Annotated in this window: 20 protein-coding genes; 6 read left to right on the forward strand and 14 right to left on the reverse strand. The window is 65.8% G+C overall.

The annotated features are described in order from the left end of the window. Positions 1 to 6: 6 nt before the first annotated feature. Positions 7 to 1,197: a PQQ-dependent sugar dehydrogenase gene (locus tag KEG38_RS19595; protein ID WP_272421235.1), complete on the reverse strand. Its 1,191-nt coding sequence runs from the start codon at positions 1,195 to 1,197 to the stop codon at positions 7 to 9. Positions 1,198 to 1,569: 372 nt separating this feature from the next. Between KEG38_RS19595 and KEG38_RS19600 the strand changes: the two genes are divergently transcribed. From KEG38_RS19600 to KEG38_RS19610, 3 genes are all read left to right on the forward strand, one after another. Beyond that, positions 1,570 to 2,187, forward strand: a complete 618-nt coding sequence (locus KEG38_RS19600) for a hypothetical protein (RefSeq protein WP_272421236.1) — start codon at positions 1,570 to 1,572, stop codon at positions 2,185 to 2,187. 329 nt (positions 2,188 to 2,516) lie between these two features. Beyond that, positions 2,517 to 2,888, forward strand: coding sequence for a hypothetical protein (locus KEG38_RS19605; protein WP_272421237.1), 372 nt, complete (start codon positions 2,517 to 2,519; stop codon positions 2,886 to 2,888). A 686-nt stretch (positions 2,889 to 3,574) separates the two neighbouring features. Then, the gene (locus tag KEG38_RS19610; RefSeq protein ID WP_272421238.1) at positions 3,575 to 5,413 is read left to right on the forward strand and encodes a hypothetical protein; all 1,839 of its coding nucleotides are present in this window, start codon (positions 3,575 to 3,577) and stop codon (positions 5,411 to 5,413) included. A gap of 66 nt (positions 5,414 to 5,479) precedes the next feature. On the opposite strand, the gene KEG38_RS19615 is transcribed toward KEG38_RS19610, so the two are convergent. The 5 genes from KEG38_RS19615 to KEG38_RS19635 form a co-directional block, all read right to left on the reverse strand. Then, on the reverse strand, positions 5,480 to 6,292 hold the full coding sequence (locus tag KEG38_RS19615; protein ID WP_272421239.1) for a SagB/ThcOx family dehydrogenase: 813 nt from the start codon (positions 6,290 to 6,292) through the stop codon (positions 5,480 to 5,482). Between the two features lie 11 nt (positions 6,293 to 6,303). Further along, positions 6,304 to 7,629 (reverse strand): YcaO-like family protein, encoded by a 1,326-nt coding sequence (locus KEG38_RS19620; RefSeq protein WP_272421240.1) that lies wholly within the window; start codon positions 7,627 to 7,629, stop codon positions 6,304 to 6,306. A gap of 43 nt (positions 7,630 to 7,672) precedes the next feature. Beyond that, a complete protein-coding gene (locus KEG38_RS19625; protein WP_272421241.1) occupies positions 7,673 to 8,644 on the reverse strand; it encodes a TOMM precursor leader peptide-binding protein in 972 nt (323 codons plus the stop codon). A gap of 249 nt (positions 8,645 to 8,893) precedes the next feature. Continuing rightward, positions 8,894 to 9,109 (reverse strand): hypothetical protein, encoded by a 216-nt coding sequence (locus KEG38_RS19630; RefSeq protein ID WP_272421242.1) that lies wholly within the window; start codon positions 9,107 to 9,109, stop codon positions 8,894 to 8,896. Between the two features lie 261 nt (positions 9,110 to 9,370). Continuing rightward, positions 9,371 to 9,649 (reverse strand): hypothetical protein, encoded by a 279-nt coding sequence (locus tag KEG38_RS19635; protein ID WP_272421243.1) that lies wholly within the window; start codon positions 9,647 to 9,649, stop codon positions 9,371 to 9,373. 231 nt (positions 9,650 to 9,880) lie between these two features. Between KEG38_RS19635 and KEG38_RS19640 the strand changes: the two genes are divergently transcribed. After that, positions 9,881 to 10,384 (forward strand): hypothetical protein, encoded by a 504-nt coding sequence (locus tag KEG38_RS19640; RefSeq protein ID WP_272421244.1) that lies wholly within the window; start codon positions 9,881 to 9,883, stop codon positions 10,382 to 10,384. Next, complete coding sequence (locus KEG38_RS19645) at positions 10,381 to 11,571, forward strand: hypothetical protein (protein WP_272421245.1); 1,191 nt, start codon at positions 10,381 to 10,383, stop codon at positions 11,569 to 11,571. Before KEG38_RS19640 ends, KEG38_RS19645 begins: the two co-directional genes overlap by 4 nt. Before the next feature lie 605 nt (positions 11,572 to 12,176). On the opposite strand, the gene KEG38_RS19650 is transcribed toward KEG38_RS19645, so the two are convergent. The 8 genes from KEG38_RS19650 to KEG38_RS19685 form a co-directional block, all read right to left on the reverse strand. Continuing rightward, complete coding sequence (locus KEG38_RS19650; RefSeq protein WP_272421246.1) at positions 12,177 to 13,379, reverse strand: hypothetical protein; 1,203 nt, start codon at positions 13,377 to 13,379, stop codon at positions 12,177 to 12,179. Positions 13,380 to 13,461: 82 nt separating this feature from the next. Further along, positions 13,462 to 14,463: an MBL fold metallo-hydrolase gene (locus KEG38_RS19655; protein ID WP_272421247.1), complete on the reverse strand. Its 1,002-nt coding sequence runs from the start codon at positions 14,461 to 14,463 to the stop codon at positions 13,462 to 13,464. 827 nt (positions 14,464 to 15,290) lie between these two features. Continuing rightward, the gene (locus KEG38_RS19660; RefSeq protein ID WP_272421248.1) at positions 15,291 to 16,097 is read right to left on the reverse strand and encodes a CPBP family intramembrane glutamic endopeptidase; all 807 of its coding nucleotides are present in this window, start codon (positions 16,095 to 16,097) and stop codon (positions 15,291 to 15,293) included. Continuing rightward, a complete protein-coding gene (locus KEG38_RS19665) occupies positions 16,094 to 16,273 on the reverse strand; it encodes a DUF4177 domain-containing protein (RefSeq protein ID WP_272421249.1) in 180 nt (59 codons plus the stop codon). Before KEG38_RS19665 ends, KEG38_RS19660 begins: the two co-directional genes overlap by 4 nt. Before the next feature lie 87 nt (positions 16,274 to 16,360). Beyond that, positions 16,361 to 17,254 carry an alpha/beta hydrolase gene (locus KEG38_RS19670; protein ID WP_272421250.1) on the reverse strand — a complete coding sequence of 298 codons (894 nt, stop codon included), beginning with the start codon at positions 17,252 to 17,254 and terminating at the stop codon, positions 16,361 to 16,363. Between the two features lie 71 nt (positions 17,255 to 17,325). Continuing rightward, positions 17,326 to 19,011, reverse strand: coding sequence for a hypothetical protein (locus KEG38_RS19675; RefSeq protein WP_272421251.1), 1,686 nt, complete (start codon positions 19,009 to 19,011; stop codon positions 17,326 to 17,328). 414 nt (positions 19,012 to 19,425) lie between these two features. Next, the gene (locus KEG38_RS19680; protein WP_272421252.1) at positions 19,426 to 20,187 is read right to left on the reverse strand and encodes a CDP-alcohol phosphatidyltransferase family protein; all 762 of its coding nucleotides are present in this window, start codon (positions 20,185 to 20,187) and stop codon (positions 19,426 to 19,428) included. A gap of 98 nt (positions 20,188 to 20,285) precedes the next feature. Beyond that, positions 20,286 to 21,071, reverse strand: a complete 786-nt coding sequence (locus KEG38_RS19685) for a hypothetical protein (protein ID WP_272421253.1) — start codon at positions 21,069 to 21,071, stop codon at positions 20,286 to 20,288. 159 nt (positions 21,072 to 21,230) lie between these two features. On the opposite strand from KEG38_RS19685, the gene KEG38_RS19690 reads away from it, so the two are divergent. Beyond that, on the forward strand, positions 21,231 to 22,301 hold the full coding sequence (locus tag KEG38_RS19690; RefSeq protein ID WP_272421254.1) for a class I SAM-dependent methyltransferase: 1,071 nt from the start codon (positions 21,231 to 21,233) through the stop codon (positions 22,299 to 22,301).

Genomic DNA, 22,301 nt, shown 5'->3' on the forward strand with positions numbered 1-22,301 from the left:
AAGACGTCACCCCTCGGGCGATGGAAGCGGGGCCGGCGGCGGGGACCAGCGGGTAATCCGGTAAATCTTGTCCCCATCGCGAGGACAATCGCCGCGGCCGTCGCAATTGCTCGTCGTCACGTAGAGCGCCCCGTCGGGCCCCGTCACGATGTCGCGGAGCCGCCCGAGCCCCGTCGGCCCCTCGCCCTGGAAATAGACCTCGTGGTGCTCCACGCGCCTCGGGTCCTCCCTGTCGAACGTCACGCGATGCAGGTGCTGCGAGCCGAGCGTCGCCACGAGCAGGCTCCCTTTCCACTCGCGAATCGCGTCGCCCTGGTAAAGCAAGGCCCCGCCCGGCGGCGTCGCCTGCTCGAACACGAGCGACGGCGCCGTCACGCCGAGCGCCACCTCGCAACCGTAATACGTGGGCCACCCGAGATCGTCGCCCGCCCGCGCCCGCGTGATCTCGTCGTGCCCTTCTCGGCCCATCTCTCCGCTCGGCCCGTGATCCGCGACGATCACCTCGCCGCCCGGCGCGAGCGCGAAGGCCTGCACGTTGCGCACGCCGCTCAGGTACACGAGGCTCTTGCGGAACGGATTGTCCCCGGGCACCTCCCCGTCCCGCGTCATTCGCAAGAGCTTGCCGGCGAGGCTCTTCGGATCCCGCGCGAGATCCGGGTGCTGCGCGTCCCCCGTCCCCGCATACAGCATCCCGTCGGGCCCGAAACGCAGCCGCCCGCCATTGTGGAATCGATTCGCCGGGATCCCCTCGACGAGCACCTTGTCGCGCGTCGCGCTCGCGCTGTCGTCCGAAAGTCGATATCTCTCGATCCGATTCTCGGGTCCGTCCGACCCACGCACCGTCAGGTAAATGTAAAAATACCGATTTTGCGTGAATTTCGGATCGACGGCGACGCCGAGCAGCCCGCCTTCGCCCTCCTGCACCACCGAAAGCACGAGGATGGGCGGCGTGAGCCCACCTTGATGCAGCAGCCGGACGCGGCCGGGACGCTCGGTCACGAGCAGGTCGCCGTTCGGCAGGAAGGCGATTCCCCACGGCACTTCGAGCCCGTCCGCGACGGTCTCCGCTTTCAGGGCCGCGCCGCCGGGCGGCCCCGAGCTTGGCCCGGGAACGAGCGTGCATCGGCTGTCGAGGCGCGGCGCGCCGTTCGTCGAGCACGCGCCCCCGAACGCGCCGAGGACCAGCCCGAGCACCACCCCGGCAAGACCGTACCGGCTTCTGGGGAGGGGTCCTTGCGGGCAGGCGCGCGCCATGGAAGCCGCGCTTGCAAGCACGAGGCCCGCGGACGAGCGTTCCGCATCGTATCAGGGCGATGCAGACGCCGAGGGGGTTCGGGACGATTCCGGAACGGATGAACGAACCCCGGAACGCCCTCGCGCGAGGTGCCTCGGCGGGTGCTCCTCGGCGTACGGGCGGTCACATCATGACACGGGCGCCAGCTCGGCGCGAATCTGGACGCGGGCGAGCACGTGACGCGCCGCTCGACGCGAGCGTGCATGCGTCGAGCGGGTGATGCGTCGTGGTTTTTCTCGGGTTGACGAGGGCGCGTTTTCGGATAGAAACGCGCCATGATCGGATTACGTCTCGTAGGAAATCTGCCTGTCGCCGAGCCGAACGAAGACAGGGGCCTCATTACGTGGCTACATTGCGTCGTCTACGAATCGAGCGGCCACAATAAGGACGAATGCGAGGACGACGACGAGGAGGACATTGGTAGCGTGTTGATCGCCCTCATTCACGTTGAGGAAGCCTCGCGCCTGAACGTGTCACTCCTGGACGCGCTCGATGCGGAGGACGCGGAATTCGAGACCATTTATTCGGTTTACTTTGACGACGACTGGTTCAAAGACGAATATGCGCAGGGGCGCGGTAGCGATCTGTTGTACATCGCAGAGATGTCGATCGATGACGCCTATCGGAAGCGGAATGTGGACCTGGCCGTGATCCGCCGGCTATGCACGACCTTTGCCGCTGGCTGCGAGCTTGTCGTGATGCCGTATACCAGCGAGGACGAGACAAAGCGTTGGTCAACGCTCGGATTTGTCGTCAGCACGGAAGGGCAGCCGAGCGGTTTGATGCACCTACAGCAGGCTTCGGGCGGGCCCCGCGTGGTAGATTTTGCTGGGAATGGCCGGTTTCGCGTGCTTCCGAATGTGGAGCCGAGAAGGCTCCGAAAGATGGATTGAAACCTCCGGAGAACGCCGGTCCCTGCTCGTGTGCTTGCTGGGTTCGGGCATCCGGGCATCGAAGCGGCGCGGTGAGCGGCGAAATCTCCTCCGAGGTCTCGCCGCCGTGACCGTGCTCGTGAGCCAGTTTCCGCCGCTCCCGGATGCCGGGGGGCGGAGCGGCAAAATGAAGGTCCGGCTCGCGGAGCTCGCCCAAGCGCCATCGGCCTGAGACTAGGTTTTGTTGCGCGCGCGACGAACTTTGTGTAGTCCATCTCTTACGTGTCCCGAAGAACAGAGGCCCGCCACCGGTCAAACCGAAAGACGATTTTCCTTTAGGATGCACCCTCATGAGCTACGCCGTTTACATCCTCCCGCGCCGGGTCCAGACGAAGTTCAAAGCGAAGACACGTCAGCTGCTTGAAGCGCTCGAACGCGAGGCGCTCGGTGAGCACGTCCTCGATCGCTTCACGGAAGCGGAGCTTGAAGCGCTGACCGAGCGGCTCGCCTTCGGGTGGGAAGAACAGAAGAACACCAAACGAGGCCGTCGGTATTCGATGCCCGACTTCGGTGCCGAGGCGCTCTTTACACCCTATGCTCTCTTTCTTTCGTGCCCGGCAGGGAGCGATGCCATCTTCGAGATTTCGCAATGGGCCTCGGAAACGGCGTTGGGATCGGAAACTTTCGCCAAGTTCGATCCGCAAGAGGGATCTTGGGAGTAGAAAACGCCGCGCGATGTGACATTCGCGATCAACGAGAAAGACCGGGCAACCTGCCGCGGGGGTCGAGGTCGAGGCCGGCGATCCCGGCGAGGTCGAGGGCAATGAAGTGCCGGGGCCGCGTCGAGGGTGACGAGGGCGGACGGCGTCGACCCGAAAAACGAAGCCCTGCGTCTGCTGCTACCGCATGGACTGAGGCTCCTCCACGAAAGTCTACCTCCCCCGGCGCCACGCGTGGCATTCCGTCCACCTCTGGTTTCACGGCGCGGCAATCTTCCCAGGGATTTCGAGCCCTTGACCGCGCTCGACATCGGCGAGCTTGCCTCTCCCGGACGGGTGCAGGGCACACGTTTACCCGTGAAATGCGCTTCCCCGTGAAGGGGCCGTTCTCGCCGGCCGTCTGTCGGGGCCACGATCTCCGGGCCGTCACTCGATGCCATGGCGCGCTGCGCCCTTAAATTTCCGCTACAATCGCACGCCGGACCACGTGCTCGACGCCGCTCGACGGTGGGACGTGGGGGCGCCCTCGGGGAGCGGAAGGGCGGCATTTCCGCCGCCCCCCTCGCGGCGAAATCTTCACGTGCTTTCGATTGCTTGGACCGCGGTGGCCAGCGCCTCGAAGGCGGATATCGCCATCCGGACCGCATGCGGCCGTTGCCAAGGCGCACGTGGTCTCGCATCATACGCTCGTGCAACGCAAAAGCCCCGTCGCTCACCGGCGCTTCGTGCTCCTCTCCCTGCTCGCGCTCGGCTCTTGCGGCACGGACCACGCGCTCGCCCAGTCCACCTCCGCTTCCCCTGCAAATGTTGCCGCGCAAGAGGTGCAGCGGGGCGTCTCGCTCGTCCTGACGGTGGACGACACCGACCTCGCCGTCGGCGATGAGCTCCACTTTCACCTCGCGTTCCGCAATGCCTCGGGTGACGCGGCTGTCGTCGTCCCGCCCCTCGACGGCTCCTGGGGCGGCATGCGACAGCCCGCCTATGAGCTCGTCTTCGCGGATGCCAAAGGCCAGCCGCTGCCGCACGCGCTGGGCTTCACGCCCAACGCGCGGTGTGGTCTCACGAATCCGATCGAGCCGAAGGATCGACGCGTCCTCGGCGCGCGTAGCAAGCTCGAGATCGACGACGCGCACGCCTGGGCGCCTTCGTTCCGCGTCCTCGATCACGCCCGGCCCGGCGTGGTGTCGCTACGCGTGCGCTACCGGGCGGACGGCCTATCCGGGGCCACGCCGCTCGCGCTCGTCTCGAACCCTGTCGAGCTCACCATTCGCGGCGGCAATGAGGCGCTCTGGGCCTGCCGCAACGCGCAGGTCGAGCGGGCCAGGCAGCACGTGTATGCGGAGAACACGCCCTCTCGGCTCGTCGCACGCGAGAACGGCTACCTCCTCGTCTATCGACGGACCGAGACGCACGTGCGGCCTGGGGACACGAGCTCCATCGGGGCCGTGTTCGCCCAGCAGCTCGGGCCTCGGGGCGAGCCGGTCGGGGCGCCCGTCGAGCTCGCGCGGAGCGATAACGACTGGCTGGGGCTCGTCGAGACGCTGGACGTTCCGGGCGGGCTGCTCGTGGCCTTCACGACGGCCCGTGGCAAGGAGGACCGCGACGTTCGTCTGGTGTACGTGGACACGAGCCAGGGAGCGCCGAGGCCGGGGTCGATCAAGACGATCTCGACGGAGCCCGGGCGGCCGGTTTTTCTCGCGCTGGCGCGCGCCGGAGCCCGCGCGGGTATCGTTTGGCAAGGCCGTGTGGGCGGGGACGAGGTATTGAGGTTCAGGCCGCTCGGGCTGAATGGCGAGCCCACGGGGGGCGCGGTATCGATTTCGTCGAGCGCCGGTCTCGCGGGCGGAGAGATGTTATTCGAGCCCGTCGGCGGCGATTATTTGCTGGCCTGGCACCAAGGTGGTCCCGAGCTTCGGCTCCAGCGCCTTGCTGCCGATGGTGCGCCTTTGGGGAGCGCCGGCACGGTCAAGCTCGCGGACACGGGGACGCTCGTCGCGCTCGGGACGCTTGGCGACCGGGTGGGCATCGTGGTTGGCGATAACGGCGTGAATCATGCAATCGCGCGGGATACCATGGGTCTGCACGCGCTCGAGCTTTCGGCCGCCGACTTCCGCGTGCTCTCCGACGCGCCGGCCAGTCCTTGGGACCAGCATACGGCGCGCTTCGGCGCCGCGGCGTGGATCAACAGCCGGCTCACGCGTGTTTGGAGCGAGGATCGAAAATTGGTCTTTGCGTCGGAACCTGGAGCGCAGGCGCCGCAGGTCCTCCTGAGCCAAGCGGCCGGCGGGACGCACGGACTCTGGGCGACAGCGGACAAGAGCCGGATCCTCGCCGCCTGGACCGATTCCCGCGATGACGATCAGCGCCAATGCGCTCCATCGAGCAACTGCGTGAATGAGGTGTACGTGGCCGTCCTCGATCCGACCGGCAAGGTGCTCGTTCCGCCGGCGCGCGCCACGAGGACAGCGGTTCCGAGGCCGGTCGCGCTTCACCAGGCAAACTGGGCCGAGCTCTGCGCGAGAAAATAGCGGGCATCCCCTCGAGCCATGGGAGATCCCAAGACGCAAGCACGGTCCTCTCCTCCGACGACAGCGTCACGCGCGCCTGCCGACGACCATCGGGGCGAGCGCAGATTCCTCGACGCCGTCGATCTCCAGGAGCCGATTGAGACGATCATCCATGAATCCACCGAGCCACACGGAGCCTAGGCCCATGGATGTCGCCATCAGGCTCAGGTTCTGGCCGGCTTCGCCGCACTCCATCAGCACCATGCGATAGCCGCGGTCACCGTACTTGAGCGTCGATCGAATGAATACGCCAGAGATCACGACGAGCATGCAGGACGACGACAGCTCGACGCCCTCCAGGGTTATGCAGGCCTCCAGCTGCTCTCTGTAGTCGCCTCGACGGATGAAGTCGAGGCCGTGGCGCTGCGGCGCATAGTGATAGAGCCCTGGCTCCAGCGCTTCGACCCGGAACGCGAACACGTAGACCTCCAGCGGGTACAAGGCTCCACCCGAGGCGACGGCCCGGAAGCAGCCGTCCTTCTGCGTCTGTCCGTACATGAAGAAGAGCAGTCGCGACAGATCGCCCAAAGAGATCGCCCCGCCGGTGTAACGGCGGACGGAACGGCGATCATGAATGGATTGCTCCAGCGTGTTGAGGGCCTCCGGGATCTGCAGCGGGCGCGCCTCGGCCAGGCTATAGAGCTTGCATGGCTTGCTGAGCATCTCCATGACTTCCTCGTCGCGACGGATCGAGGCGATCTGGAGCATGGCCATCCTGCTGCTGCTGGCGGCGTTGTACTTGCTGCTCTCATGAAAGAGCTGGTAGCCGGAGGTGCGGCAGGCCAGAGGTCCGAAGGCCGCGTTCTGGCCGAGCTTGGCGAGCAACTTCAAATCCTTCATCACGCCACTCCTCAGGGGAAAGGGTGAGGGTAAGGGTTGTATCCATGGCTGCCGGTTCGCCCAGGCTGCCCTCCGGCCAGCGAGCCTCGGAGTGCGTCGAGCCGTGGAACGCCCAGGAAGGGAAGATTGTGATCTCCGTGCAACGGCACGAGTCCGGGGACCAGCACCCTCACGACATGCAAACCGATGTCCTGAATATCCGGCGTGGTGATATCCACGACGATGACCTCGTACCCTCGCTCGTCGAGGAATTTGACAGCCCTGTTCACATCCCCAAGCACACGCCCGGTGGAGCGGCTGGGCAGATCGGAAGAGCAGACGACCCCGGGGACTTCCCTGCAGAAGGCGAAGGCCTCCTCGATCAGCTCGGGACGGTGGTTGTATACCATAAAGTGCTCGTCGAATGTAGTGACATTGGTGAAGTCCTCGCTGGGATACCAATCTTGCATCTCGTTTCGGAGATAGCGGACGTAGGCCATCTCCTGGCAGGCCTCGAGCAGCGACTTCTCGATCGCTCGTTCGGGGTCCAGGCGAGCCGCTGTTCCGACCAGCAGCACGGGGCCGAACTCCGCGGGGCGCTGGATGACGGCGAAGGAGCAGAACACCGGGATATCGAGGGTGATATCGAATAGCGAAATGTTGATCGACGGGTGCTCGGCGAGGCAGCACGTGGCCAGGAACTCCTCGAGCCTGGGGCTGTTGGCGCGAACGCGCCGGGCGACGTATCGATGCAGCCAGGCGTTCGTGAAGGCATCGCGCTCGATCACCTCGTACACCCCTGAGAGTATCGCCTCCTCGAGCGTGTTTCCGGCCGCCAGGCCGCTCGACGCATTGGACATGATGGCGGCTTCGTCCGCGTCGAATGTGTAGTTCAGGTATACCTGGCAGGCCGGGACAAGGCGCCAGCGGTCCTGGGTGAGCGAGTAACCCCAGGCCCATCGGATGACGCTGTCCTCATCAAAGAAGGCCCAGTCCGTCGGGTTCCTCTCGATCTGTTCACGCGACAACAAGCTGACGAGGGTCGGATTCACCGCGAGGTCGTTGAGGTTCCGGGCGCAATCGAGGACCAGGTCCCGCTTATCGTAGAAGTTCATGCAGTAGCGCTCGACGGCTTCCCCGATGGTGGCCGCCAGCGCCGCGTCCATCGTCAGCCCCGCTCCACCGCTCTTGCTGGTCTTGCTGGCGTTGGTCGCCGTCGAGAACCGGGCAGCGTCACTCGCGACGGCTGCGAAAGATTCGCAGTGCGGGTCACCGGGTTGATGGACGCCGGCGCAGATCATCTGGAGGATGCCTGTACGCGGGGACACGAGGCGGCCACCTTTCTGCACCGTCTCCATCGGAGAGCTCCAAGGCACGTCCCGTAGCTCCAGTCGATTGCGATTACCTGCCTTGGCGTGAGACATAACACGGCTCCTTCCAGGGGAAAAACGTCTCCTGACCGAGGCGGCAGCGGCACTGCGGTAGCCGTAACACATCATGAAATTCGCTGGACCACGTGGTCGTGTCGACGGTCAATAGTCTGCCGACGAGCTGGGGGGCGCTGTACCCGGTGATGAATTTTACCACTTCCATGACGGCGATGCCGGCGGTGAGCTCATAGAATGCGGCGAGGCCGCCGATCTCGGCGCTCGCATGCTGCTGGCGTCGGAGGTGCTCGCGAAAAGCGAGGTACTCGCCGGGGAACCGTAGATTGCTGAGCACCCGGCCTTCCATGCAGGAGTAGCAAGCCGACTCGCGCGGGACGAACAACGGCCCGATGCTCGCCTCGCGCGAGCTATCGACCTGGAGGAGCAACCAAGGAACGTTCCTCTCGAAGGAGAATTCTTCCATCGATTCCAGCAGCTCCGGATCGTCCGCCGCCAAGGCCACGATGAACAGGTCCGGCAAGGGCGCCGCGAGGCCATCGGGCCAGATGCGTCGACGATCGAGACTGTGAACCGCGACCCGCGCGACGGACGATAGCCGCGTGCTGGCTACGCTGAGCTCGCATCGAGCGAGCTCGGGACGCACGGGAAAGACGAGGACATCTTCGATGCCCGATTGCGTGAGCTGCCGGAGGACGACCGGGCCGAGCCCTGCGTCGCAAACGAGACCAACCCGCGAGCTCTGCAGTCTTTTCTGCAAAGCGCGGCCCCCATCGTCCGCGAAGCGCGAAAAGAAGCTCCGCTGACGCCGGATGGCCGGATCGTCCTGCTCGTCCTCGTCGAGCGGGGCGTCCAGCGCATGCTCGAGGATCGCGGTCCGCTCGAGCCGCTCGAGCAGGGCTCGGGCGGTCGCAGCAGATAGTCCTTTTCGGTCGAGCTCCATGAAGATCTCGGACGTCTCGTGGGTCCCATCAAGATAAGGAAGCATTGCGCTCAGCACCCGTGCGGCGTCGTCCCCCTTCGCTCGTATACGAACGAGCTCTTCAGCTCCTCCTCGGATGCCCCACTCCTCGTCAGAGATCGGAAACACCGTCAAATGTTGCTTGATCTTCGGCTTCATGAACACACCGCGAGGAGCCGGGGAACCACCGGCGACCGGGAGAGCCTGGAGGAAGGGACGGACGACCGCAGCGAGTCACCGTGACCGGCGGCCATGCCCATGAACATGCTTGCTCGGCTAGGATCCGCTTCCCATGCGCGGCCTGCTCCCGCCGGGGGTGGAGGTGCTGTTACAGCTTCTGGCGCTGTTACTGCTGCTGGAGCAACAAGGAAGAGGAGGTGCCGCGGTGTAGATGCCTTGTTGTCCGGAAGAGTGCTCGCCGAGCACCTCGATCTCGAACACAGGCTCGTCGCTTTCCAGATAGCCATTGCTCATGATGACTTTCTTGCTCATGATGATTTTCCCGTTCTTTCTGGCCAAGGCTCGTCGGTTTCCCCTTCGGGAGTTTACGAGGCTGACGAGCTCAGCCTGGAGGGATCCATTCCCATCTCTCCGTGCTGACAATCTGGCGTCCATCTAGGCTCGTAATGGCGGCGCGGCTCGCGTCAATGGGATGATGGGGCCGAGAGCAGCCCCCGCCGAGCGCTCCACCTTGCTCCACCTTGCTTGTCCAATACGCTCAAGTGCGCTCATGCGCTGAAGTAGCCTCCCGTGCTAAGCCTTGCCCGGATATGCCTCAGCCTTGTCGCTCTCGTTCGTGGGCAGCTCGGAGCAGCGCTTGGGGAGCCAGAGCAGCTGGATGTTCAGGTCAGCGGCGACGTTCTGTGAGGCGTGAGCGCCACCACCCGCCAGCGCATTTTGCCCGAGCATTCGGGACACCGTCACGTCAATCGCAAACACATGCCGCAGGAGCCTCGCCCACGGCTTGCAGCGCATGGCGTCTTTGATATCGAAGGCGGCGAGCCCGTGATCGAAGTCCTCCCCCTTCGACATCGAAGGCGGCGAGCCCGTGATCGAAGTCCTCCCCCTTCGACATCGAAGGCGGCGAGCCCGTGCTCGAAGTCCTCCCCCTTCGACATCGAAGGCGGCGAGCCCGTGATCGAAGTCCTCCCCCTTCGACATCGAAGGCGGCGAGCCCGTGATCGAAGTCCTCCCCCTTCGACATCGAAGCCGGCGAGCCCGTGATCGAAGTCCTCCCCCTTCGATATCGAAGCCGGCGAGCCCGTGATCGAGGTTCCCGAACCTCGTTCACGGATCGCGCATACTCTCGCCAGAAGCTCGTGCAGCTCGAAAACGACGAATCGTATCCCATCGCGCCACGCCTTCTTCAACGCATGGCGCAGCATCACCGTCGCGCGTTCGATCGCTCTCCACCATCCGAAGCGCGGACGCACGAGCTGCCACACCATGACAAGCGACGAGCGCTGGATCGAAATCGTCCACCGTATTCCCGTCGTCCCAGAGCCCCTCCACAGTTCGTCCGCGCTTCTTCAGCGCGGCGCCGGCAACCGTGCGCAGAAAATCACCCCTCCGGGCGCCGGTGCCGCAGCAACGTCGGATTCTTGCCGCGTTGGCAGGATAACCGGCAGGCGCCAACCAGGGTTGCCAAGGCGCGAGGGCGCAGACCGAAAAAAGCGCCGCAATTTCCGCGGCATGCACGTTGCCATGCTCCAGGCCTGGAGTGTCGAATTGCTCCAGGCAATTCCCAAGGAGAGGAGAGAGGCATGAGGCATTCATTGTTGTTTCGAGCGGGTGGAGTCGTTCTGGCGGCGGCGGCCTTCGCATTCGCGGCCGGCTGCAATGCCATCGTGACGAGCGCCGGCGCAGGTGACGACCTGGATGGCAGCGGGCGGCAGGGAGGCAGCAAAGAAGAGCTCGGTGAAGGCAGCACCGGGGGCGATAGCAGCGGTCAGGTAGGCAGCAGCGGTCAGGGAGGCAGCGGCGGACAGGGAGGCGGCGGCGGGCAGGGAGGCGGCGGCGGAAGCTTGCCGGCCTGTAATGACGGGACGACGACGGTCCTGGCCATCGACAAGTTCCTGCTGGGCGAGACGGATCCCGACGGCACGCCGAACCCCGCCACGGCCTGGAAGCACTATGGATTCAACCTCGATGGCGTGACCTCGACGAAGAACTCCGTCGGCTTGTGCCAGCCGGCGGCCGGCGGCGTCCCCGCCGCAGCGTACCCGGACGGGTACGATGGCAAAGACAACTCCTTCGGCAAGAACATCTTTCCCATCATCCTGGGGCTCTACACCGCGTACCCGAGCGTCGTGAACCAGGACGTGCAGGCCGGCAACTTCACCTACATGCTGGCCATCGAGGGGCTGGGCGCGTCGACGTCGTGCACGGCGACGAGCAAGCTCTATCGCGGCGACAACCTGGGGACGCTGCCGCAATGGGACGGGACCGACGCCTGGCCCCTCGGCCCGGATTTCCTGCTCGACCCGATGAATCCGGCCTCGGCGAAGAACGTGTTTCTGCAGAGCGTGATCGATCAGGACGTGTACCGATCCGGCCCCGAGGCTAACTTCGACCTGGTGCTCGGTGATGGAAGCGGCGCGATCATCTCGGCGATCCCCATTCGCCACGCGCGCCTCGAAATGAAGCTCTCTCCAGGCCACGACGGGGCCATCGAGGGCCAGCTCGGCGGCATCATCGATACCGAGGCGTTCGTGGCGGAGATCGCGAAGTCGGCAGCGAAGTTCGATTCGTCGTTCTGTGATCAGAACTCGCCGACGATGCAATCGATCCTCAACCAGATCCGCCAGGCGTCCGATATCCTGAAGGACGGGACGCAGGACCCGACGAAGACGTGCGACGGGATCTCGATCGGAATCGGATTCACGATGAAGGCGGTCGAGCTCGGCGCCGTGGCCCCGCCGGACCCGCCGCCGGTCGATCCCTGCGTGCCCTGATCACGCGTCCCGGGCGAACCGAGGCCCGCGTCATCGCGCACGAACGTTGCCCCCCTACGGTTGAGACGTCGGCGGGCGCCGCATCGGCGTAGGTCGGGTTTTGGTCGTGTAGCAGCGCTGGGGCAATATGGATGGGGACCTCTAGCCAGGCGATCCCACCGCAGTTGTCGCAGACCACCTCCTAGCCGATACCGGCACAGCCTCTCCACACGGTGGCGATCGCGGCCATCGATCACCACGTCCGCGTGAATGTCGAAGCCCATCACCACGGAAACACGCTCACCGTCGCGCGGTCGACCGCCCTCCACACATCCGAAGCGCGGACGCACGAGCTGCCACACCATAACAAGCGACGAGCGCTGGATCGAAATCGTCCACCGTACTCCCCTCGTCCCAGAGCCCATCCACAGCTCGGCCGCGACGTCGGCCGCGCTGCTCGCGCGCTCGGCCCTGACGCGCGAGGCGCCGAAGCTGCTCGAGGCCTGCCTCCCGCGTCGCGAGCAAGCCTTCGGTTGAACGCAAAAGCATCGACGAAGGAGGACGCCGATGGCAACGATCATCGCGTCGCGAGCGTCGCGACTCCCCCCGTAGCTCGCGTGAGCCGCTCACTTCGCGGGAGCAGACGTCGATTGCGCGGGGGCGACCGAGTGTGGGCCGCAGGTGCCGCGGATCGGGGGCCCCGCCACGGCGGGGCGTGTTCCAAAGGCCACCCATCCGGACCTCTTGTCGGGTGGGGGGAAGCGGGTGTGCCGCACGGCGTCGACGAGACACGATCGAAGCGTGCCATCGAGAGCGTCGTCGCTGTCGATGCATGCGTCCTCCACGTTCCCGTCGGGGCGAATCAGAGCACGGACGTCGAGCGTCCCGCCGACCCCTGCGGGAAGCTTCGTCCCGCACGAGGACGCTGCGCGCTCGAACGCCTTCATGACACCTGCGTGCTTCTCGTCGCTGTAGTCCCCTTGGGGCTGGATCGCCGTGCTCTCGTACACACCCGGTCGGCAGCGCTCGGGCGCTTCGGTCGGCACGGGCCAGTGAGGCCTCGTCAACGCGGTCGGGCCCGGCGCTGCCGTCGGAAGCGGCGTCGCGAGGACGACGCTGCCTGTCGCCTCGCGGAGCGTGTCGAGCGTCTCCTGAACGCGCGTGAGCGGAGCCGCGCCTTCGGCCGCGACGATCCACACGGCCGCCTGCGCGAGAGCGGCGGTCACGAGCTTGGGTGGCACCTTCTCGAGATGCCGAAACCCCACGGTACCGTGCATGCCGAGGTAGACCGAACGGTCCGTGACGACCAGGACCATTGTGTTCGCGCGCAAGACGAGACGTGGGACGGGCGTGAGCGCAACGAGATCGAGGTAGTTCCCGCCGTCTGTCACGAAAGGACGCACGAGTCGGGTGCCCCAAGCGAGGTCGCCACCGACGTAGACGTTGCGGTCGAGCAATGCATCGAGATCGTCGGGAGGGTCGGGGAGGTCGCCCTCATTGACGTCGAGCGTCTCGAGCACGAGCGCGCGGGTCTCGTCCTCTCGTACGAGGCAGGCGCCGGCCCGCTTGGCCGGCGCAACGTCGCGGGCTCGCGCGACGAGATCACGAAAGGTGGCTTCTTGTGGGACGGTGATCGGACCGGTCCAGGTTGGTCTGGTCACCGTCCGCGCAGGTAGCGGAGGGGCTGCGACGTCGAGCGTGCGCGGTGGGGCGGGCGCCGTCGCGCCTCGATTGCATGCGAGCGAGCAGCCGGCGAGGAGCAGCCATGCGCAAGCCGCGAGGATCGACCTGCGCGCTTCGACTCTGGACGGGCGGAGCGGCACCTGCATCGGCGCCTCGCTTAATCCTTCAGCTCGTTCGCTGCAAGCTTGTCGGCCCTCGTGTCTTGCGGAGCGCAGCTGAAAGAGCCAATCAGCGGGTCAGGCCCTGAAGACTGTAGTAGCGAGGGATCCACTGGAAGCCTCCTGCCTTGTCGGATCGGACATAACCCAAGCCCGGAAACGAGATGTGCGCAGCGGCCACCAGCGTGCGGTCGTCTGCGAATTTCTTGAGCATCTCCCATCGGTCCGCAGCGGCAGCGCTTTCGTTTGCGTCGAAGTTGATCGTCGCTTGCGGTTGGGGCAGCTGCACGGCGGCCGCATGCACCAGGTCGCCAAAGAACACGAGCTTTTCTCCCTTGCTCTCGACTTGAAAAAGGGTATGCCCGGGTGTGTGGCCGTGCGCGGGAATGGTCTTGATGCCTGGAAACAGCTCACCGGCCCCCTGGAACAGGGCCACCTTTCCCGCAGCCTCGTACGGCATCAGGGCAGCCCGCGATTGCGGGAACATGTCTTTCTGGTTGGCGGGAGCGGCCGCCTCGGCCTGAGGATCGAAGCGGTAGTCGCGGTCGGCCTTGTCCACGTAGACGACGGCGTTGGGAAAGACGCGTTTGCCATCGACCGTCAGGCCGCCGGAGTGGTCCCCATGCAGGTGCGTCAGCAGAACCGCATCGATTTCATCCGGGTCGTAGCCGGCGGCTTTGAGGTTGTCGACCAGCCGGCCGCCGCTGGTGCCGAAGAGCGTTCCCGCGCCGGCATCGATGAGCAACAGCTTGCTGCCCGTATTGACCAGGAGCGCATTGATCGATGTTTCGGTCGGATAGGCTTCGAACCCCGCCGTGAGCAAGCCACGCACCTCGGCGGGGGTGATGTTGGACATCATCTGATCCAGAGGCAGTGAAACGGTGCCGTCGGACAGCGCCGTGAGCTCATAGTCGCCCAGTTGCATGCGGTAGAAAGCGGGCGCTTGCGACTTCAGCAGTCCGCGCGCTGCACCCTTGGGTTCGGCGGCATGTGAGCTGCCGCATCCGACGAGCCCGAGCGTGGCAATGACGCCGGCCGCCATCAAAGTCAAGAGAGTCTTGTGAATACCCATGATGTATCTCCAGTAAATGGGCTCCAAGCATCCACTCGACGATGCGAATGCGTCCATTGGTTTGTACCTGCGCGGTCGATGCCTGGAGCGCTCAGGACGAACAAACCAGGATTTCTGCCTCCTCGGCGCGTAGCATTCTTGCCATGCGGCGGCCAACGATATCCTTATACACCATTCGGAGCCCCGCTTCCTGCCCTGGAGCTCCCCGTTCTCTCCGTCTTGGGCGTCTTGCCCGAGCATTCGGGACACACCGTCACGTCAATCGCAAACACATGCCGCAAGAGCCACGCCTACGGCTTGCGGCGCATCTTGCCCGCGTCAAAACCCGACTGAGCCTCCATCTGCCCGAACAGCGATGGATGTTCAATGCCTGGCGAGTCCCACGCTCACCGCATTTGCGTGCGCCGTGCCATGCGAAACGGCCGCCCCCAATCGCTCATTTCATCCACCGAAGGATGACGGCCGCCACCCCCGCCATGGCGGGCCCCACCCGGCAAGCGCCTCGCTGCATCCTCGAAGTCACCTCGGCGCGGGCTCGGAGCCGAGGTACGCTTCATCGATATGCCGCGGCCCGGGCATCGAGGTGCTCGGCGAGCCCGGAATTCCCCGCCGAAATCTTCCCCGAGGTCCCGCGGCCGTGACCGCGCTCGACGAAATGTTTCCTTCGTGCTTCCGCGCCCTCGAGCTCGCCAACCATCGGCGAAGACTCTCAGGCGCGACGCAATGCAGCCACAAACGGACCATCGGCGTCCCATCTCGGCCCATGGGTGGAGCAGTCCGCGGCGGAGCGGGACAGCGGCGCGAGCCGGAAATCTTCTTTCGCCACGTCAGGCTCCTTTCGCTATCAGTGGAGCCAGTACGTGCAACACGATGTCGGCGCTGAAGTGGGCGAGGATCGCCATCTCCAGCCCGCGCTTCCAGTACAGCCAACCGAACGCCAGTCCGGCGATGGAGTTGAGCAGCACGGTGCGTACGACGACAACCGCATCGAGCCCCCAGACGTGGTGCGCGGCGGCCAGGTGGCCCACGCCGAACAGCAGCGCGGCAATGGCTATCGCAATCCAGTAGACGCGCGGCGACGGCATGGCCTTGCGCAGCACCGCGACCAGCCACACCATCAGCGTCATCAGGAACAGGCGCAGTTGCAGTTCCTCGGCGATGCCGCCATAGAACGAAGCGAGGAAACCGTTCAGCGCCGATTCTCCGGCACCGGATTTCGCCGGCGGGTGCAGCATCGGCGGCAGGAACGGATCGATCACCGCGGACAGGGCGACGACCGCAAGCGCGGCGGCAACGCCGAGCAGGATCGCCTGCAGCGGCCGCGGCGCGATGACCAGCGGCTCGCGGTTGATCCAGCGTTGCAGCAGCGGCGCGCCGAGGCCGACGCGACGGCCCATGCGCAGGCCGGCCAGCGACATCAGGCCCATCAGGACCAGCGCCTGCAGCGACTGTGCGACGACCAACACCGGGATCGGCACCGGCAGCTTCGCGAACGTGTCCGGCATCAGCTGCACCAGGTACGGGACCAGCGCGGCCACAGCCAGCGCCGAAACCACGCCGAGCAGCACGGCGATCTTCAGGTCGGGCTTCCACGGGGCGGTGGAAGCGGGCAGGGTGGTCGTGGCGGCCATCATTGCGCTATCTTGAACACCAGCATCGCCGGCGCTATCGGCGCGGGAACGATGAGCTGGACCAGTTCCCAGCCCAGGTTGCCCTGCCTGTTGAGTTCTTCCTGCATCGCTTCGGGCTTGAAGTTGCCTATCAGCGACGGCTTCAATTCGCTGATCTGGTGACGCCAACGACTGCTCATGGCTCGTGCGCTCAGGACGAATAAATCAGGATTTCTGCTCCTCGGCGCGTAGCATGCTTCCCATGCGCGGAATCCTTGGGGGCCCCATCAGGGGCCGATCGGAGCCCCTCCACCGGGGGCAGTGAGCAAAATCGGAAGCCACCGGCCGAGCGTCAACCCCACCATGGCGTCGTGTGGCATCGGCTCGCGCGGCTGCACGTGCTCGAGCTCCCGCAGAAACCCGGCCGCAGCGGGGTTCTGGGCCACGCCCTTCGTGAACACCGAGCGAAATTCGCCGAACGGCCGCTTCGCCCAGGAGAGCGTCTGCCACGAGACGATCACGTGCATGTCGGATCGACCGCTCGCGAGCACCTTCGCCATATCGGGCAGCATGCACGTGTCGATCACGAGCGCCGCGTGCACCTTGGTTTTCCCGCCGATCGCGCTTCCGATACCGCCGCGTGTATTGCACCCGCCGCCCGAGTGCGCCGCGACGAGGATGCGGCTCGCGTCGATGGTGGCCGTTCCGCCCAGCGCTTTGTTCGTCTCCTCGATGAACCGATCGAGATCGAAAGCGGGCCAGCTCGTCACGGCGTTCGTCACGGCCGAGGGGACGATCGAACTCGGCGCGGCCACGATCACCGGCGGGATTTTCCCTGTCTCGACGAGCCCGGCCACGATGCGCCGCACGTCGCCCTCGTTTCCGCCGCCCATCCAGCGATACTTGATGCGCTCGGTGTTCAGGCCGTGGATGAAGACGAGGAGCGGCCGCTTGGCGCCGGCGTCGGCGAGGGCCGTGCGATGCACGAACGCACGTCCGAGCCAGGCGCGCTCGGGATGTCCGATGTCCTTGCCGTCCCACGCGTAATCGATCGTCTTGCCATCGAGCGGAGGCGGCGGAGGCGGCTTCTTCTTGCCCTTGGCCCACGCGGGGGACGCGGCGAGGAGGAGGACGAGCGTGAACACGATCGTCGCGATCGAGGGCGGGGCGGGGCGCTTCATGGACGAACCCATGATAGCGTAGACGGGCGGAAAATCGCGAAAAAATCAGGCGGACGGGACGGGCCGTGTGTTCACTCGGAGCTGCCCTCGTCCTCCATCGCGTGCGGGTTGCCTTTGCCCAGGCTCTTCAAGTAATTGACCATGTTGTCGCGCCGGAACGGCAGGAAGATCGTGGACAGCGCCGACGAGACGGCCCACGCGCACTGGCAGGAGGAGGGCTCCGCGGTGCACGCCGTATTGCACGTGACCCCGGTGGCCGTCGGCACGAGGAGCGAATCGGAGACCTGCGTGAACGCGGGGGGACGCACGCCCGGCGCGACCTCCGGCCCTTGCGCCACGTCGGGCCAGACGACGCTCTCGCCGAGTTTGTTTGCGTCAATCGCTCCGCCGAAGACCGGCGCCGTCGACGTGGAGAGCTCGTGGCAGCCTGCGCAGGCCTGGGATTGGGCGCGGCGCACGATTTCCATGGGCTTGAGCGAGCTCCCGATCTCGTTGAGCTTCGCCTTGATCTTCTGGGCGAAGGGCCCGGTGGGACTGAACACGAGGTTGTAGTTCGAGTCGTTTTCCACCGGCGGCCCTCCGGGCGCGAGCGCTGGCTGCGACGTGCTTTGCCCGCCGTTGAACTCCCGACCCAATCGATTCATGTTGAAAAGGTTCGGGTCGCCCAGCGCGAGCGCCGGGACCTGGTTGATGAAGCTGCCGGCGTAGCTCGGGTCGCGGAACTTGAGCGCCCGGGGGCTCGTGTTGTCGTCGTTGAACAGGCTGGCCTCGGGGTTGACCCCGGTCGGGACCATCCGGACCTCGGCCTTACAATTCTGCTTTTTGGCCTTTCCGGAGCAGGTACGACGGAGGTTGTATTCGCGGAGCTGCCAGGGTTGCCCGAGCCCGCCGCCGGCGGCGTCGTTCAAGAACTGGTTGCTGCGGATCTGGCCGCTGAGCTGCTCGCCGGTCTTTGGATCCACCTCCCCCGTGAAGTGGTCCCACTGCAAGGCCGCAGGCAGGCCCTGGACGCCCTTGAAGAAGAAGCGCTCGAGCTCTGCTGCCCGCTGCGCCGGATCGTGGATCTTCGTGAGCCCCGCCCAGAACTCGGCCACCTTGGCGCAGCCCTTGAGGCCCGATGCCGGCTTCGGATTCGGCAAGACCGCCTCGAAAATGAGGAGGTTACGATTGGTCAGGAGCTGATTGCCCGCCGTCTCGAGCGGCGATTGCTGGGAGCCCTTGGCGAAGATGATGCGGTACTGGCCGCAGGTTTGCCCATTGCTCGGGGCCAGATCGAACCGGTTGGCGATGGCGATCGGCGTGTAAGGATCGCAGTTCGGACCGCTGCAGAACGGGTTGTGCTTCGAGAGATCCGCGAGCGCGCCCTCCTGCCGCGGACATTCGAGCGGGAATCCGTTCAGCACCGGATTGCCACTTGCGTCCTTCTCGTCGTCGCAGTGCTGCCCGTCGGGCACGAGGCCCCCGGCCTTCGTGTTGTTCGTATCGTAGATGCGCTGGTAGAGCTTCGCCGCGTCGAGGCCCGGGTTCGAGCCGCTCGTGGCCACGAGCTGGCCGAGCACCCGCTGGAGCGAAAAGAGAAAGTTGCCCTTCGAGTCCTTTGCCTCGAGTGTCGGCAGATCCACCACCATCAACGAGCGGTCGATGTTGATCACCGGCTCCGGCTTGTTGGGTTTGAAGCCGAGTGCCTCCTCGACCTCCTGCGTGGGCTCCTCCCCTGACGGCGTGTCGCAGGCGCTGACGCCGAGCAGCAGAAGCATCGAAAGATATGCGGGGGTCGTACGGCGAAATGAATGTAAGCGGTCCGTCGGAGCACCGATGGCCCTCATGTAGCCCCTCCCTAGTGGCTCGCTTCACGAAGCGCTTGCGCCCGCGAGCCAAGCAATGACCGGTGCTTTTCGCCCTGGCGCCACGCCAGGGTGTCACGCACACGGCTCAGGGGGGAGGATAGCGGGGATAACTCGCGTGACCACCCAAAAGTGAGATATCCCACACGCACATTGCGTCGGGACATGCCGTCGCGTCCCGGATGATGGCAATGGTGGCTTTGTCAGAGGTGCCGCGCCCGGGGCATCGGGCGCTGACGGCGTGGTCGATCGGGCGGGATGCCGTCAGGAAAACGGCCCTTCGTCAAGGCCTCGCGCGACCCACGCATGCGGGAAAACGCGGGAAAGTCAGGCGAGACGCTCGGCCTGGGCGGGCTCGGGGGCGGACTCGGGTTCGGCGTCGAGGCCGGCACTCGGGTTCATCAGGCAATACACGACCCCGCCCAGGGTGTAGATCAGGGCGATGCCGAGCAGGTACTCCGGCAAGATCCGGAGCGGCCCGCACAGGTACGCCCCGACGACGTTGCACACCGTGAACGCCTTCATGACCTTGTTCTTGCCGAGCTTCAGCTTCGGCAGGCGGACCGTGCTCACCATGAGGCCCGCGGCGATCACGAGCACCGCGGGGCTCACGATGAGCGAGCGCTCGGGCAAACCGTACTTGTCCCAGGTGAGGTACGCCGTGGCGACGATTGCACCCATCAACGTGCCGGGCAGGCCGTAGAAGATGCCCTCGCCGCCCGTCGTGACGTTGAAGCGCGCGAGGCGCACGGCGAGCGCGAGCGCGTAGAGGCCCGAGGTCGCGAGGAGCGCGGGTTTCTCCCAGCCGAGCAGCGGACCGATCGGCAAGAGCCGGTAGTAGACCAGCGCGGCCGGGGCGATGCCGAAGACCACGAAGTCGGCGAAGCTGTCGAACTCGACGCCGAACTTGCTCGTGGCGTTGAGCAGACGCGCGGCGCTGCCGTCGAGCTTGTCGAGCAAGACGCCCCAGAGGATCATCCACGCCGCGAGGCGGAAATTGCCCTCCGAGCTCATCACGACGGAGCCGAGGCCGAGGAGAAGCGAAAGCCCGGTGAACCCATTGGGTACGAAGTAACGAAGCGGCGGCACGGCGCGGGATGCTACCTCCGTCCGGGGCGCCGCGTCAAAAGCCATTGCATGGTCGCGTGTCGGCAGCACGGTGCGCAAAATGCTTCGCAGCAGCGCCATCACAGAAACCACGACGGCACTGCGGACTGGGCGCCGATCATCGAGCCGAAGCCAACCGCCAGCAAGACGAGCGAGAAGATACCCCAGGCGGGTGAAGTCTCTTCACGGCGGATCTCTGCAACCACGGCGGCGAGATCCCCTTCACGGACAAGGAAGTAGGGCGACTTGCCGCGCACGAGCCGCGCGCCGCGGGCGGGCAGGCGGTAGAGCGACCCATCCACCTCGTCGCGGCGGACCTCGCCGAGGGCGACGACGCGGTGCCCGACGCGGGCCGCGCCATAATAATGTAGGCCCTCGCCGGCCGGCTGATCCGCGCCGTCGGCGCGCTCGACACGCAGCACGCCCCCGCTCGCGTCCGCGAGGACCAGCGGATAGGTGACCCATTCGTCGCCGCCGGGGGCCGCGGGGCGCTCGATCGGGCGACCGCTCACGACCCAGGCATCGATCGCCACGAATTCATGGGGCAGCGCCTCGTCCACGGGGACCTCTCGCGCGCGCACCACGCGCAGGGAGAGGCGCCGACCGAAGGTGCCTTTCGCGAGGGAGATCGGGAACAAGTACGCCCCGATGAAGAGCCCTCCGAACGCGGTCGGATACCACGACATCCCTCCGGGGACGTCGAGGACCCACCGCTTGCATGCGAGAACGACGCCGAGGCACGGAGCGAAGAGCATCGCCAGGAGGATGGGGACGAGGACGCAGACGAGGACGGAGAAGAACACCTTCTCGACAACCCAGACCGAAAACTCGAAGGCCTCCGCCACCCATGCTTTGAGTTTTTTCACGCCGGGAGAAACGGCCCCGCAGGAGCGAGATTCCAGCGCCTCCGTCGATTGCCACGTTGTCCATGAGCGCATCACGCGGACGGCGCGCCCGGAAAAATTGGCAGTCCGCGGGGGTCCACGAAGATTGCTTCGCCCAGGCGCCCCTGCTACGCGGGTTTCATGTCGACGCGCCTCGGGCTTCCCCTCGCCGCCATTCTCACGATCCCCCTCGTCCTTCCGGCGTGCAGCGGCGCCGCGCCACGCGAGCCGGCCCGCGCGCCTGCGCCCTCGCCCGCCGCGCCCGCGGACGCTTTACAAGGCGTGGCGCGCATTCGCGCCGACGCCGAAAAACTCGGCCCCCTCGTCCGCTCGGATCTCGCGCGCCGATTCCTCGCGGCCGCTCCATCGCTCCCGTCCATCACGCCGCGCACGTTGTATCGTGATGCCGAGAAGAAACGCGTCGTCGACGCGGACGGTTTGTCGCGCATCCCGGACCGAGACGCCTTCAAGCCCCTGCCCGTCGACGAGGAATTTTATTACAGCACGCGTTATGGCTCGCCGCTCGCGTATACGCGCGCGCTCGAGGTGCTCGGCGAGGCTGGGGTCACGTTGCCGCCCGGATCACGATTCTTCGATTTCGGGTATGGCGCCGCGGGGCACCTCCGGATGCTCGCGAGCCTCGGCGTCCATGCGGTCGGCGTGGACGTCGATCCACTGCTCGCCGCGCTCTACGGCGTGCCCGGCGATCAAGGCGAGATCCGCAGCCTCTCCGGTGCGCCAGGCTCGCTGCGCCTCCTCCACGGGACCTTTCCCGGTGATCCCGCGATCCGCGCGGCCGCCGCAGGGCCGTTCGACGTGATTGTCTCGAAAAATGTCCTCAAGAAAGGATACATCCACCCGGACAGACCCGCGGACGAGAGCAAGCTCATCCGGCTCGGCGTCGACGACGCGGCCTTCCTCGGCGCCGTCTTCGAGCGCTTGCGGCCCGGAGGGGTTTTCCTCATCTACAACATCTGCCCGGCCCCGACGCCCCCGGACAAACCCTTCGCTCCTTGGTCCGACGGCCGCTCCCCGTTCCCGCGCGAGGCTTTCACGGCGGCGGGTTTCGAGGTGAAAGTCTTCGATCGGGACGACGCCGAGGCCATCCGGACGATCGGGCACGTCCTCGGCTGGGATCAGGGCGAGGACGCGATGGATCTCCAGAACGACTTATCCGTGCTCTACACGCTCGCGGTGCGGCCGCCCGGGTGA

Origin of the sequence: Polyangium jinanense (assembly GCF_028435265.1) — a bacterium.
Lineage (GTDB): Bacteria > Myxococcota_A > Polyangia > Polyangiales > Polyangiaceae > Polyangium > Polyangium jinanense.